Source organism: Ensifer adhaerens, assembly GCF_020035535.1.
In the GTDB taxonomy this organism is placed as follows: domain Bacteria; phylum Pseudomonadota; class Alphaproteobacteria; order Rhizobiales; family Rhizobiaceae; genus Ensifer.
The window spans coordinates 186,507-200,152 of record NZ_CP083351.1 but is presented as its reverse complement, the minus strand read 5'-3'; the positions used below and the strand labels follow the sequence as shown (position 1 = coordinate 200,152).

Below are 13,646 nucleotides of genomic sequence, written 5' to 3'. Positions count from 1 at the left end.
CATGGTACCGGCATCCTTCTTCCTCCTGCTCGCTGCCGCCCTTTCCCTTGCCATGATGCTTGCCTGGCTGTCCGTGCTGTCCGGTTCCAAATCCGGCTGGGTCGACGCGACCTGGTCCTTTCTCGTCGGAGCGGCCGGACTTGCAGCGGCATTGACGCCGCTTTTGGGCTGGGAGGGTGAGTTTGCAAGGCAGCTTGCCGTTGCGGTCGCCGCCGGTATCTCGTCGTGCAGGCTTGGATTCCACATCGCCCTCCGCACGCTTGGCGGCGGTGAGGACCCGCGATACGCGAAGCTGCGGGAGGAATGGGGCGCACGCTGGCGTTTTCGCCTGTTCGTCTTCCTTGAGATCCAGGCGGCCGCCGCCTTGTTGCTTGCCGGCACGGTTTTTCTCGCTGCCCGCAACCCGACCGCGGGTCTGCAGTGGACCGACGTCGCCGGCTTCCTCATCCTCTTAATCGCGATCGTTGGTGAGGGCGCTGCAGACGCCCAACTGACGCGGTTTCGCAGCGACCCCGCACACAAGGATCAGGTTTGCGATATTGGCCTGTGGGGCCTCTCGCGCCATCCGAACTATTTCTTCCAGTGGCTTGGCTGGACCGGTTACGCGGTGATCGCGATCGGCCCCGTGGGTGGGTGGCCCTTGGGCTGGGCGGCGCTTGCCGGGCCCGCCTCCATGTACTGGCTACTGGTCCACGTTTCCGGCATTCCGCCGCTGGAAGCGCATATGCGGCGCTCGCGCGGGCAGGCATTTGCCACCTACGTAGAGCGCGTCAACGCGTTTTGGCCGGGGCCGCAAACCAGGGAGGTATCGAGTTGAAACTTGCCGTCACCGCCATCACCGCCGCCGAACGACTGCCGCTTCCCGACCGCGCCCTTCGCTTCGGCATCGAACGCCTTGTCAGTCGAACCCGTCGCCGATTGGAAGACGGTTTTTCGACCGATCCGGATTTCGCAGCGGCCATGGCGGGATGGCCGATCGCCCTCCATACGGCGACAGCCAATGCGCAGCACTACGAACTGCCGTCGGAATTCTTCGCGCTGACCCTTGGAGCCCGCAAGAAATATTCCTGCTGCCTCTACGACACGCCAAACACCAAGCTTGCCCAAGCCGAGATAGCGGCGCTGGAGCAGACTTGCCTGCATGCCGCACTCGCCGATGGGCAGGACGTGCTGGAGCTTGGATGCGGTTGGGGCTCATTGTCTCTCTTCATGGCGGAGCGTTATCCGTCGTCGCGCATTCTCTCGGTGTCGAACTCGGTTTCGCAACGACTTCATATCGAGGCGGAAATCGGGCGCCGCGGGCTTGAAAACCTCGCGGTCGTTACAGCCGACGTCAGTACCCTTGCGTCAGCCCAGCATTTCGACCGGATCGTCTCGGTTGAAATGTTCGAGCACATGTCGAACTGGAAGGACCTATTGGAACGGGCACGCGCCTGGATGAAGCCGGATGGGCGGCTGTTTGTGCATGTCTTCTCCCATCGGAGTTGCGCCTACCGCTTCGACCATACCGACAAGGAGGACTGGATCGCCCAGCATTTCTTCACCGGCGGCATCATGCCAAGTCATAGCCTGATGCGGGAATTCGGCGAGAGTTTCACCGTCGAGAGGGAGTGGCGCTGGAACGGCAAGCATTATGCCCGCACCGCCCTCGATTGGTTACGCAACATGGATGCCAACCGCGAAGTGGTCCGCGCGATCTTTGAGACGACGTACGGTCGCGACGCAGCGCTTTGGCTGCGGCGCTGGCGGTTGTTCTTCCTGGCTACGGCGGGACTGTTCGGCCATGCAGACGGGATGGAATGGGGCGTCAGTCACTATCTGCTTCGTCCGGCTGAACGCATATGACCCCGGTTCTTAGAAACGTTTTTGCGACCGCGCGGCGCTATGCCGGTCACCCGGATCCTCGCGTAGCTTGCGCAAACACCATCGCGCTGCTCGTCGCCTCCAACCAGCCGTTCTATCCGCTCTACGTCCTTTGGGCGGTGAGGCAGGATATCACGCCGGTCTGGTTCACCTTTTTCTCGACGCCGTTCTTTATCGCGGTACCGGCGCTCTCACGCCGTAACGGTGTCGCGGGGCGGGTCTTGCTGCCACTTACCGGCATTGCAAATACAGTTCTCAGCGCCTGGCTGTTTGGCGTAACCTCAGCCGTGGAAATCTTCCTGCTCCCTTGCGCGGTTATCGCGCTTCTCCTGTTTCGCCCCTCCGAGCGCCCTGTCGCCATAGCCTTGGCGGGATTGGCTCTGGCAGCGTTCCTGTTCCTCCACGAGGTCTATGGACCGCCGATGATCGATTATACCGCACAAGAATATACGGCGCTTGCACGTCTGAATGCGATCAGTGCTGCAATGCTGACGGGTTTCGTCGCGCTTGTTTTTTCGAACCGCCTCGCCGAGGCCGAACGATCAGCCGATGCGGTTGGCGGCCAGAAACCCGGTTGACCCGCCGACCGCCGTCACGAAGGCGCCCCAGGGAATATCAGCGAGCGTTACCGCCAGCGGCCAATCGCGCAGCGTCGCCTGGTTTGTGAGATCGTAGGTCGAATAGGCGACAATCCCGAGCACCGCACCGTTGAGGGCTGCCTTTAACACTCCACCGCCCTGAAGCGCTGGCAACACCGCGAAAAAGACGATACCCGCCACATAAATGAGGTAGAAACAGATCGCGGGCGCAAGCTTGAACGCCGGCTCCAGCCTGTCGCCCAGCAAAGGCCGGTAAAGCGTGTCGGCCATGGTTGTCAGCCAGACGGCATCAACGACAAGGAACGCGATGCCGACGGCAAAATAGGCAGTTATTGCGGTCTTCATGCCGAAACTCCGGTATGATCTTTCGGCTTTTACGCCGGCTGCACTTCTTCGGATCACCTCAGAGTGAACCGTTCGCCTCTCTGTCGCGTAAGAAAGAGGTGGAGGATACATGATGAAAATCCCTCTTCTGACAGCACTTGCCTTGTCGACACTGGCAGCATCCGGCGCCGCCCAACAATCGGCCGACCCTAGCGGTGTCTGGATGCGCGACGATGGCAATGCGCGCGTGCGCATTGCGCCATGCGGCTCCAACATCTGCGCCACCAACCTTTGGATAGGCGACACGAGCAAGGGCGAGGAAGCCGGTGACCGTCTCGTGATGTCGCTCACGCCGAAAACGGCCGATACGCTCACCGGAACGGCCTACGATCCCAAACGCAACAGGACCTATTCGATAACCGTGGTCGTCTTAGACAAATCGCTGGTTACGCGCGGGTGCATACTCGGCGGCATCCTTTGCCGGGATGTGCATTGGGCATCGGCACAGTGAGGACTTCAGGTAGGCTCACATGACCCACAAGAGGATCTCTTGCATGGCAGAAAACGGGGCGCCGTGCGTGACGGCGGGAACCCTTTATTGCGGAAAGGTCATGCATCAGCGGCTAAGACCGTTCGGCCACCGTTTCAGCTATTCCGTCTTCTCCCTGCTCGTCGACATCGATCGACTGGAAGAACTCGGCCGCATGTCTAACCTCCTCTCCGTCGACCGGCCCGGCATCCTGTCCTTTCATACGCGGGATCACGTCGAGCAGGAAAACGAAACCGTGAGGGCCTTCGCCGATCGCCTGTTGGCCAAGGCGGGAATTGCGACGCCGGCGGAGCGCGTCTTGCTGCTCGCGTTTCCGCGGATGTTGGGTTACGCCTTTAATCCGCTTTCCACCTATTTCGCCTATGACGCGCAAGGAAAGCTGATCGCCGTCATCTATGCTGTGCGCAACACCTTCGGCCAACGGCACAGCTATGTCGCACCGGTGTTGCCTGGCGAAGAAAGTGCTGCTGGCATCCGGCAGAGCCGCACGAAGATTTTTCATGTTTCGCCCTTCATGGACATGAGCCTGCGCTACCATTTCCGGGTGTTGCCTCCGGGGAAAATCGTGCGGCTGCGCATCCACGAGACCGCGGGAAACACACCTGTCCTGGCCGCAACGTTCAATGGCAACGCGGCCTTCGTCTCCGACACCAATCTCGTGCGCATTCTCCTACGTTTTCCCTTTATGACACTGAAGGTGATTGCTGGTATCCACTGGGAAGCGCTCAGGCTCTGGCTGAAGGGCGCGCGCTTGCGTCGCAGTCCACCGCCGCCAGCATCCGCGAGCTTTGGTGATGAGGCCGGGAACCCGTAAAATGCGGGAAACCGAGGATCGCGCCCGTGTCATCGCCCCGCAGATCGTGGGTTTCAGGCGCTTCTAAAGTCACTATTCACTCTTGCTTGGCGAAAATGCCGCAATGCGGTGCGTGCCGGCAATCAAGGTGAGATTCGGCGTCAATCAGGAATGATACTGTGTGCGGTCAGGGGAGACGAGGGCCAGGCGTTGCCCGGCCGGCTTTACTTTCCGTATCCTTTTGAGCGAGGCCTTCTTCCGCGATTCTGCCTACCTTGCGGGAACCTTATCGCTCGTCCGGGTTTAGGAGAGCCTCTCAGCCGGCAAACGGTTGAGCAGCACTTAAGGAGAATGGAAATGGCAAATCAAGGCGGTCGAGGTGGCAGCAGCGAACAACATCGCAAGGCTGGCGAACAAAGTCACAAGAACGACGACAAGCGGGAATCGAGCCGCGAGAGCAGCAGCAGCAAAAGTTCCAGTTCTGCCGGCAGCAAGGGTAGCTCTGGCAGTCGCGACAACGATCGTAAGAGCTGAATGAGGCCGGCGGTCTCGTCAAAACTCCGAAGCAGAACTCTATAAAGTCAGCGGTTGCTAGCATAAAGCAGGGCCGTCCGTGCCAGCCGCGGACGGTTCCTTTGTACGCGGCGCACACGGCTGGCCGGGTTTGGCAACATCACCCAGAGTGAAGGCAACGGCAGTTCGCCGCGCGGCGATCGTGATCGAACTGGTTGTTTGTTCACATCGTGTGTTAACCGGTGAGCCGATGTGCGGCAGCGCGATGCTGAAATGTGATTTCCCGTCGGGGTTCAGGCTTCAATCCTTAACACGCTGTCTGGCGCACAGATGAACCGAAAGACCTCGGGAGGAAAACAATCACACATCTCCCTCTCAAAGACCGGACATATCTGCTCGTCGAGGACGACTACTATGCGGCGTCTGACGTGATGACACGACTGGACGATCTGGGGGCGCGGGTGCTTGGACCGATCTCATATCTTGAACACGCAATGGAGGTCTCCAAAGCATTGCACAACATAGATGCCGCGTTACTTGATGTGAACTTGCATAGACAGACGGTGTTCCCGCTGGCCCGCGAGCTTCTGGAGAAGAATGTCGCGGTGGTGTTCGTAAGCGGCCACAGCCGCGCGCTAATGCCGCACCGATACAGAGCGCTCCCGCACTTCGACAAACCCCTCAACATGACATTGTTGGTTGATCACCTGATCAAACTTGCAGAGGCGCGCGCAAACTGCGGGGTTCAATGACCAGCTTGGCGCGCCGGTCGTCCGGCCCACCCACTAGGGTTGATGACCCAGTTGAAGATGCATGGTCACCGACGGTAGAATCCGCGACAATCACTTCCGGTCCCCGCGCTTCGAGCTGATGTTCCCGGCCACCGCGCTGTGCCGTCTCACGAGGGCGGATAAGAATTGCCGCTTAATCTCGCCTGTACCGATTGTGATCAGCGTGCGAAGAACCTAAACAACGCTCCTTCGCAACGCTGGGTCCAATCGCGGCCGAAGCTCTATATGTCATAGCGCCGGTCAAGCTCCACGAGCGCTGCTTTGATTTCGGCAATTGCAACTGGGTTTGGCGTTCCTGGTATCCAACGCATAGACGGGCGTGACCGCACAGCATGGTAATCCGACGCCCAGGACGCAAGGATGGCCCTCTTGTCATCGACCGGGAGGCCGGCGAGTTGAACAACGTCAATCGGCCGATTGATCCCCGAGGCTGCAGGCATGAGAACGGCAGGGCCGCCAGCCATCGCTCTGATGGTGCGTTCGAAGATGTGTTTCATCCCCGCTCACCTCATCTGACGCGCGGATCCCGGTCGCGCCTTGACCTTATTGCCGCTGGCACAAAGGCCTCTGGCGCAAGCAGATCGTGCTTTTGCGCAAAGGCTGCAAACAATCAGCTGTTTCCGCTTCGATCTCGCCGCGCAGCGCGGCGCCACAGGCATTGAGCGCCGCGCGGTGCAACGCATCCCGGTTCGAGGCTGGCCATTCAACCAGGTGCCGGTAAGCTTCCATCACGCAACAGACATCGGTGGGAAATCCAAGTCCGACGAAGATGGTCACGGGGGTTTTGAACATATCGGGTTTCATTCGTGTGTCTCCTTTCCAACCCAAAATGCCGTTGGGGGCCCATCGGCAAAGGCCCCCTTCTCACAGCGACCTTTATCCTGCTTTCCGCTCGTCGATTTGGGGCGCAGCATCCACGCCTGGCGCAGGGGTCAAGCTCTGGATGGTAATTTTCCGCGGCTTCATCTCCTCCGGAACCTCGCGCACGAGTTCGATTTTCAAAAGACCGTTGCTCAGGTCAGCAGCATGAACCTTGACGTGATCGGCAAGCTCAAAGCGATGCTCGAACGGTCGCCCGGCAATGCCGCGGTGCAAATAGCCGTCCAAAGCCGGTTCCTGCTTCTTTCCGGTGACGGTTAGGAGATTGGATTGAAATGTGATTTCGAGCTCTTCCGAGGTGAAGCCTGCGACCGCGATCGAGATGCGATAGCTGTCATCGCCCGTCTTTACGATGTCGTAAGGCGGCCAGTCACTGATCGTGCGGCCGCGATGGGCATTCTCAAGCAGATTGAAAATCCTGTCGAACCCGACGCTGGAGCGGAACAGCGGTGCATAATCGTACGATGTTGCCATAACCATATCCTCCTTGAAGCAACATGGATTATGAAGGCGCCGAAGACGACGCCTCCAGCAAAGCCAGCCCTTGCGGCGACTGGCGACGATCGATGTGGTTTGCGATTTGGTAGTTTCAAGAGCCGTGGGCGTTAAATTTTCTTGTCGTAGATTATTGCGAGTTTTTGCCTCGGCGCTCTGCCTTACCACGGCCATCGGTCACGGTTGTACTAATACTCACTGGCAATCATCGTCCCTTACCAAAGGCCGGCGGCCAAGGGATGGCGTAGCCTATCATTCGATAAGGACGACCTGCGTGAAATTGGGGGATGACAGCCCTCGCCTACTGAAGCATGCGTTCGGCATCTTGCGCGCGATTGCATGCCAGTTCGCTGGCGTTTGCGCGCACCGCCTGAGAGATGTTGACTGAAACCGCGGAGGGTGCGGGTTACCTTCACAGGCCTCGTCGGAGGTGTCCTCGAGGACATGGGCGATATCAGCAAATAGGTCTTCGCGTTCCTTGTTGGTGAGGTCTTTTATCGATCTGTGTTCCTGTCGCCTAACAACCGTGTCACAGGCTAGATAAGACGCCGATCACCTGGCCGCTGCGGGGGCGAACGGTACAGGATCGATCATGGGCATATCTCCCTTTCTCACGAGATAGACCTCTCGCTCGGGATGAGCCTCGATGACAAAGCCCGACGCGCGCAACATTGCCTCAACACCCGCTCGGTTTGGAATGAACCAATTCGTCGGATCTTCGGCGAAACGCCTTTCAATGAAAAACAGCTTCGGACAGCCAGGCTCCTCGAAAATTTTCCATTCCTCAAACCGATAGTCGGCCTCGAGTGGCGTCACCATGTTCGACCCACGTTGCATGCATTGAAATAGCATCTGGTGGCCAACGACATGCTGGTGGATGAGGTCCAGGGCGAGCAGCGGATGTCGAAGGTGATAAAGTACTCCCATGAAAAGGACGAGATCAAACTTCTGGCGCAATTCAGCAATTTGATAGACCGACATGTGCCTGAACTCGATCTTCACGTCCATCTGTTTCGCCGCGAACTCAGCTTGCCGCAAGTAGCGGGGATCTGAATCGATGGCCACCACGCGGTCGGCATTGCGGCGCTTCATTTCATGTGCGTAGTAACCCGCGTTGCAGCCGATATCGAGAACGCTGCGACCTGTCAGATCATCAGGGAGCACATGTTTGAACTTTTTCCATTTTACAGCCGGGTAGTCACCCAGAAAGTGGTCGGGAGCCGTCTCCACCCCATCGATCCGCATATTATGGAACCAGGGGCCGAGAGCATGGATCTGCGCCTTCAGGTCTGCTTGTTCTCTCATGGTCAGTAATCCTGCCGCAGGGCGGCAACCTGGGCCTGAGGTCGCGCGCTGCCCGGTCGCCTCCTCAGTCGCGCCGAGGCTAATTCCCCTTGGAACCATTCGATTGTCTGTGACAAGCCCTCCTCAAGAGCCACTTTCGGCTCCCAGCCGAGCAGTTCCCGGGCGCGCGCTATATTAGGTCGGCGCCTCTGCGGGTCGTCTTCAGGCAGGGCTTCATGCACAACATATGACTTTGTACGAACCATGGATAAGACCATTTCAGCCAACTTAACCACCGTGAATTCCTGCGGGTTTCCCAGATTAACCGGTCCGAGAGGATTCGTTTGGCGCTGCGACAAACGTAAGAGCCCGTCAACGAGATCAGACACGTAGCAGAAGGAACGCGTCTGTAGGCCGCTGCCATAGATAGTGAGCGGTTCATTCCTCAACGCCTGGACAATGAAGTTTGAGATGATGCGCCCATCACTCGGCTGCATGTGCGGACCATAAGTATTGAAGATGCGGGCAACGCGCGCATCGACGTTGCCTGCCCTCAAAGTGTCAAAACACAGTGTCTCGGCCGCGCGCTTTCCTTCATCATAGCAGGCACGAGGCCCCGTGCAATTGACGTGTCCCCAATAGTCCTCACCCTGCGGATGCTCTTCTGGATCACCGTAGATTTCACTCGTCGAAGCCTGCAGAAAGACCGCACCATCTCGTTCGGCAAGCCGTAGCAGATTCGCAGTCCCAGTGACGCTCGTCATCAAGGTGTGAATGGGATCGGCCTGATAAGATGGGGGAGACGCAGGGCAGGCAAGATTGTAGACACAATCGATCCGCTCTTCGAAACTGAGTTCATCACAAACATCGTGCTCGACAGCCGAAAAAAGAGGATCTTCCAACAAATCACCGAGATTTGCGCGAGAACCCGTGAGGTAGCTGTCGACACAGATCACCCGACTGCCGGCCGTGAGGAGCTCCGAGCAGAGGTGAGATCCGATAAAACCGGCGCCGCCAGCGACGAGGGCGACCTTTCTCTTGTCTGCGATATTTATCCGTGCCATCGGCTATTCTCCTTGTGACGTCAGATCGGGAGGTGTTGCCCCAGATGCTTGGGTGCGAGACTGCCCCGTGGCTCGATGCTTTCGATCGCCTCAATGAACGTTCTTGCCCGTGCATGACCGCTGTGGTCGTTTTCGACACAACGGTATGCAAGATCTGAGATGGCCTGCCGCTCCGTCTCGTTGGTGCTCGTCAGTGTCGTAATGACATCGCTGCAGGTTCTTGCGATCACGATGGCTTCATTTGGGGGGAAAAGACTGTCAATTCCGTCCCACCAATCGGTAATCAGGGGCGTGCGACAGGCGGCGGCCTCAAAGAGACGGACGCTTGGCGACCACCCCGCCTGCACCATGTCGCTGCGGGTTACGTTTAAAGTGAACCTCTGTCGGCTATAGAAACTTGCGTGCGCAGAGGGAGGCAAATGCTCGATGTGCTCGACATTAGAGGGCCACGCGCCGGGATCTGGATAGCCCGGCCCAGCGATGACGAAGCGCCGGTCAGGCAATTTGCGCGCGGGCTCGATCAGGAGCTTTTGCAACGTCGGCTGCCTGTCGCCGCTATAGGTACCAAGATAGCCAAGATCCCATTCCTGGCGTTCGCTGGTATTTCGGTAAAGATCGAGATCGACAGCACAATAAAGCGCCTGAGGCCGCTTCGCGCCGAATTCGTCCGAAAGGCGTACGAGCGTCCGCCCGCCAGTAAAGGAGAAGTAGACGTCAAAACACGGGATCTGTCGGCGGGCGATATATTCCTCATCTCCCCGGTCAAGCTTCGCAAGGGTCACAGGTGTATCGATGTCATAGAAACACAACCGACAGGGTTGGAGCGCGCAGATGGCGTCGATCACTTTTACCCCGTCAGGCACGTAGGAACCGATGACGATCGCGTCTGCCTCGATGAATTGGTGGGAATACCGATCCATCAACTCGCCAAGGCTCGAATAGAAATCCAGATCACAGAAATCCGGGACCAGCAGATCTCTTTGACGCCCATACCAAGGAACATCCCTTTCGAGAAACTGGACATGATAGCTGCCGGCGTCCTTTACGCCGCGCAGCAGGGCACGAAACGTTGTGGCATGACCATTTCCCCATGAAGACGAGAGCGAAAGGCCTAGAACAATGATCTTCCCTGTCTGTGTCATACGACTGCCTCAGCTCGGTCAGTTGACTGGCGAAGAAGGCGGTCGAGCTCACAGGCACGCTGCGCGTAGGTATGGTCCCTCAAAACGCGCTGGAGCGCGCGCTCGCCAATTTCGCGGCTGCGGGCGGGCGTCAGATCCTTTGTCAGTTCCAGAACGTCCTGGCCGTCTCTGGCGACCAGAACTTCCTGGCCTGGCTTGAGGAACAACTCTATTCCTTTCCAGTCATCGGTTATGAGACACCCGCCAGCCCCAGCCACCTCGAAGACGCGTGTTGCCGGGGAAAACCCGGTTTCGGCCATGCTGGCACGCGAGATATTTAGAACGGCATTGGCGCTGACGTTGAAAGCATTGTGTTCGGCCGTTGGCACGTGGTCGAGATAGATGACGTTGGCTGGCAGAGGCTTGTCGTGCCAACCTGCTCCGCCCAAGACGAACCGTCGATCCAAAGAGCGATAGGCCGGATAGAGGAAGAACATTTCCATGCGGGCTTCACGGTCCGGCAAGCGGTTCCCGAGGAAGGCCAGATGAGCGGAATATCGTGCTTCAGGCGGTACGGGGTGGTGGGTTTCGGGATCGACAGCGTTGTAGATCGGAACACATTCCACAGCGCCCAGCTCGCGATATGCTTTGACGACCGGTTCGCCTCCACCGTAGGTCAACACCAGATCGAGCCGTTCAAGGTCGCACCGAAGCGGATGCTCGTCAGACGATCTCATTTCAGCCAATGTGGCGGGCGCATCGACGTCCCAGAAGATCACCAAGGCCTCAGGGCGCGCTGCCTTCAGCACTTCGCGAAGCAGTCGATGGTCTTCAAATCCGACGCCACTGGCCTTGACGACAATGTCGGCGAGGGCCGCTTCGCCCGCGACCCGCTGAACCGCGCCCACCGTTGCCTCATAAACGACGACCTTGCACCAGTCAGGTGGGTCGATGTCACGATGCCTCTGCCGATCGTAGACGTCGGGTTCGTAGAACGTGATCTCATAGCCGCGTCGCGCGAGCGCTCGCAGCAGTCCGCGGTAGTAGGTCGCTGCCCCATTCCAATAGGCCGAAAGGAGGCTGGATCCATAGAACGCCACTTTCATGATGTGACCTCTGACTGAGTGAATTGTGAGTTGAGTGATATATTGCGATAGCCGGCAACGACCTCGAGAAGCTCGCCGACACGATGCCCGCACGTATGACGGCTGCGGATCGTTTGAAGGCCGTTGCTTGCCATCTCCTCAGCAAAGGCCGGTTCACAAAGGATCTGTTTCAGGAGACGGGTCATCTGTGCGCTGTTGTGCGCGAACACGAAATCCTTGCCTGGGCGAAAGAGGCCTTCGACATCATTCCAAGGGGCAGATACAAGTGGAATGCCGCAGGCAAGAGCCTCAAAAACTCGAATAGTCGGTATGCCCGGCAACACTTTCGTGTAGGGACGTCTGGGGATGTGCACTGTCATGCGGTGCTCGGCCAGGACCTGGGGCACCGCCGCATTAGCAAGCCATCCGCCGTAGGAAACGCCCGCCTGGCGTAACGTCGCAAGAGCCTCTTGCGGGTATCTGACACCACGTACGTTCGTGCGCAGTTTCAGCGCACGCGCAGGCTCCACGAGAAAGGATATGATTTCCGCACTGCGCTCGTCATCGCCCCAGTTTCCGACCCAGACGAGATCTCCTTGTTTCTCGACGTGCGCAAGGGGATGGAAAAGGGCGGTGTCGGCAGCCTCGTGCCACGTGAACACGTGGCTCCCCCAGCCCGCACTTAAATAGCGTTCGCGCAAAGCTTCGCCGAAAGCCAGGATAAAATCGAAGTTTGACAGATCAAGGCGTGCGATCTCGCCCTCGGTTGAGACCGCACGATGATGCGTATCGTGAAAAGCCAGAGTGAACGATCTGGACCCGTGCCGAAGCCGACCGAGGTGTGAGATGAGCTCCGGTTCTGTCCACTCGTGTACGATTACCACGTCTGCCGCGGCAACCGCGGCTTCGTGGTCGAAACCCGGTTCGTAGATGTCTACCGACAGATCCGGAAAAGCTGCGCGGAACGCGGCAATCGGCCCGATGCCCTGGTCAGCGATCAAATTGCGCCGACTCCAAGAATGGCTGGGTTCGAGCGCAAAGGCACCGTGGCCGCATCGCAACAATTCACGCATGATGCCCCGCAGGAAGTGGGCGTTTCCGTGATTCCAATCAGAGATGAGGGAGTGCGTGTAGAACAGGAAATTCATCTTTCACCCACCAGTTGCGGTTGCACGAAGGGGCGCATAGCTTGGCGGTAAGCGTTCAACACGCCGTCGCGCTGGGCTTCGATGGTGAAATCTGTGGAGCGGATCTGTGCCCTGCGAGCAAAATCTATCGTACGGGACGGGTCTACGATGAACGCATTGACGGCATCAGCAAAAGCTGCCGGATCATGCGGATTCGCAAAAACAGCAACTCCGTCCCAAAGTTCTCGATAGGACGGGATGTCGGCCAGAACGAGTGCCGCCCCCACTCGCGCGGCCTCAAGAGCAACCAGACCGAACGGTTCGTAAATCGAGGGGGAGACCACGATCGACGCGCGAGACATGAGCTTGGTCACCTCCGGGTGGCTGAGCTCGCCTGGACTATTTGCATGATCAAACGTTATCCCCTGCCCGTCAGGACCGGTGCAAGCGCCTGCCATGATCAGGGGCCAAACAATCCGCCCGGCAGCGGCGTCGAGAACGGCTCCATTTTTGCCGTCATCCCACCATCGGGCCGCGGCAAAAACGAAATGTTGCTTCTGCGGATTGCGGCATGAGCACCGGGTGGCGTTATGCACGACGACAATCCGCTCGATGGCGCCATAGCAACGCACCAGTGACGCCGCGTGGCTGGCGCTCGGGGAAAGCACCACGTTCGCTCGTTTAAACCCCTCACTATTGAGCCGCTTGTGCCAGAACCAATCCGGTGAAGGTGGCGTCCCACGGACAGATTGGAACCAGGTCGCCACACAGGAGTGGGAGACCGCCACGACTGGTATATCCTCGTGGATTCCGACGGCTTGGGAAGGCAAATTTACGTGAAGCAGGTCGACGGAGTGCTGCGTCACCAGCTTTTCAAGAAGCCATGGTACGAGAGTAAGCTCCTGCTCGGCGGTCGCAGTCCAGTCGAGGGGGGCGGGAACCCATTCGAGCGTCCCGATCCGCCTGGCTTCGTCAGCTTGCTCCACCGATGGCGGCGGGCCGAACCCGGCAAAGATCACCTCTATCCCCATACTTTGCGCGGCGGAAGCCAAGTCCATTGCGTACCGCCATACGCCCCCGACAGCATCGACAGTCATCAGGACCCGGCTGGGCAAGTTTTGAGGCAGCCTTCGACGTGCGTCGGTCTCCATTGCCACC

At 58.6% G+C, this 13,646-nt stretch carries 15 protein-coding genes and 1 pseudogene; 7 read left to right on the top strand and 9 right to left on the bottom strand.

Going from position 1 to position 13,646, the window contains the following annotated elements; genetic code table 11:
- Window position 1 precedes the first annotated feature (1 nt).
- Genes LAC81_RS35605 through LAC81_RS35595 form a run of 3 tightly spaced genes read left to right on the top strand, consistent with a single transcriptional unit; the run spans window position 2 to window position 2,441 of the window.
- Entirely contained in the window at window positions 2–817 is an 816-nt protein-coding gene (locus LAC81_RS35605; RefSeq protein ID WP_223730902.1) for a DUF1295 domain-containing protein, read from the top strand.
- The gene (locus tag LAC81_RS35600) at window positions 814–1,845 is read left to right on the top strand and encodes an SAM-dependent methyltransferase (RefSeq protein WP_223730901.1); all 1,032 of its coding nucleotides are present in this window, start codon (window positions 814–816) and stop codon (window positions 1,843–1,845) included. The genes LAC81_RS35605 and LAC81_RS35600 overlap by 4 nt, the downstream gene beginning before the upstream one ends.
- A complete protein-coding gene (locus tag LAC81_RS35595) occupies window positions 1,842–2,441 on the top strand; it encodes a hypothetical protein (protein WP_223730900.1) in 600 nt (199 codons plus the stop codon). The genes LAC81_RS35600 and LAC81_RS35595 overlap by 4 nt, the downstream gene beginning before the upstream one ends.
- On the opposite strand, the gene LAC81_RS35590 is transcribed toward LAC81_RS35595, so the two are convergent.
- On the bottom strand, window positions 2,406–2,807 hold the full coding sequence (locus LAC81_RS35590; protein ID WP_223730899.1) for a DUF2177 family protein: 402 nt from the start codon (window positions 2,805–2,807) through the stop codon (window positions 2,406–2,408). The two genes, LAC81_RS35595 and LAC81_RS35590, sit on opposite strands and share 36 nt — an antisense overlap.
- Before the next feature lie 112 nt (window positions 2,808–2,919).
- Between LAC81_RS35590 and LAC81_RS35585 the strand changes: the two genes are divergently transcribed.
- From LAC81_RS35585 to LAC81_RS35570, 4 genes are all read left to right on the top strand, one after another.
- Window positions 2,920–3,297 carry a DUF2147 domain-containing protein gene (locus LAC81_RS35585; RefSeq protein WP_223730898.1) on the top strand — a complete coding sequence of 126 codons (378 nt, stop codon included), beginning with the start codon at window positions 2,920–2,922 and terminating at the stop codon, window positions 3,295–3,297.
- Between the two features lie 43 nt (window positions 3,298–3,340).
- Window positions 3,341–4,150 carry a DUF1365 domain-containing protein gene (locus LAC81_RS35580; RefSeq protein ID WP_223730897.1) on the top strand — a complete coding sequence of 270 codons (810 nt, stop codon included), beginning with the start codon at window positions 3,341–3,343 and terminating at the stop codon, window positions 4,148–4,150.
- Window positions 4,151–4,486: 336 nt separating this feature from the next.
- Complete coding sequence (locus tag LAC81_RS35575; protein ID WP_223730896.1) at window positions 4,487–4,663, top strand: hypothetical protein; 177 nt, start codon at window positions 4,487–4,489, stop codon at window positions 4,661–4,663.
- Between the two features lie 410 nt (window positions 4,664–5,073).
- A complete protein-coding gene (locus tag LAC81_RS35570; protein WP_223730895.1) occupies window positions 5,074–5,394 on the top strand; it encodes a response regulator in 321 nt (106 codons plus the stop codon).
- A gap of 547 nt (window positions 5,395–5,941) precedes the next feature.
- On the opposite strand, the pseudogene LAC81_RS35560 reads toward LAC81_RS35570, so the two are convergent.
- The 8 genes and pseudogenes from LAC81_RS35560 to LAC81_RS35525 form a co-directional block, all read right to left on the bottom strand.
- Window positions 5,942–6,237 (bottom strand): annotated as a pseudogene (locus LAC81_RS35560) (DUF982 domain-containing protein).
- A 72-nt stretch (window positions 6,238–6,309) separates the two neighbouring features.
- Window positions 6,310–6,786: an Hsp20 family protein gene (locus tag LAC81_RS35555; protein ID WP_223731033.1), complete on the bottom strand. Its 477-nt coding sequence runs from the start codon at window positions 6,784–6,786 to the stop codon at window positions 6,310–6,312.
- 573 nt (window positions 6,787–7,359) lie between these two features.
- Window positions 7,360–8,112 carry a TIGR04290 family methyltransferase gene (locus LAC81_RS35550; RefSeq protein WP_223730894.1) on the bottom strand — a complete coding sequence of 251 codons (753 nt, stop codon included), beginning with the start codon at window positions 8,110–8,112 and terminating at the stop codon, window positions 7,360–7,362.
- A gap of 2 nt (window positions 8,113–8,114) precedes the next feature.
- Entirely contained in the window at window positions 8,115–9,155 is a 1,041-nt protein-coding gene (locus LAC81_RS35545; protein WP_223730893.1) for a UDP-glucuronic acid decarboxylase family protein, read from the bottom strand.
- Between the two features lie 20 nt (window positions 9,156–9,175).
- On the bottom strand, window positions 9,176–10,297 hold the full coding sequence (locus LAC81_RS35540) for a CgeB family protein (protein ID WP_223730892.1): 1,122 nt from the start codon (window positions 10,295–10,297) through the stop codon (window positions 9,176–9,178).
- Window positions 10,294–11,382, bottom strand: a complete 1,089-nt coding sequence (locus tag LAC81_RS35535) for a CgeB family protein (RefSeq protein WP_223730891.1) — start codon at window positions 11,380–11,382, stop codon at window positions 10,294–10,296. The genes LAC81_RS35540 and LAC81_RS35535 overlap by 4 nt, the downstream gene beginning before the upstream one ends.
- Window positions 11,379–12,509 (bottom strand): CgeB family protein, encoded by a 1,131-nt coding sequence (locus LAC81_RS35530; RefSeq protein ID WP_223730890.1) that lies wholly within the window; start codon window positions 12,507–12,509, stop codon window positions 11,379–11,381. Before LAC81_RS35530 ends, LAC81_RS35535 begins: the two co-directional genes overlap by 4 nt.
- The gene (locus LAC81_RS35525; protein WP_419195929.1) at window positions 12,506–13,585 is read right to left on the bottom strand and encodes a glycosyltransferase family 4 protein; all 1,080 of its coding nucleotides are present in this window, start codon (window positions 13,583–13,585) and stop codon (window positions 12,506–12,508) included. Before LAC81_RS35525 ends, LAC81_RS35530 begins: the two co-directional genes overlap by 4 nt.
- Between the last annotated feature and the right edge of the window lie 61 nt (window positions 13,586–13,646).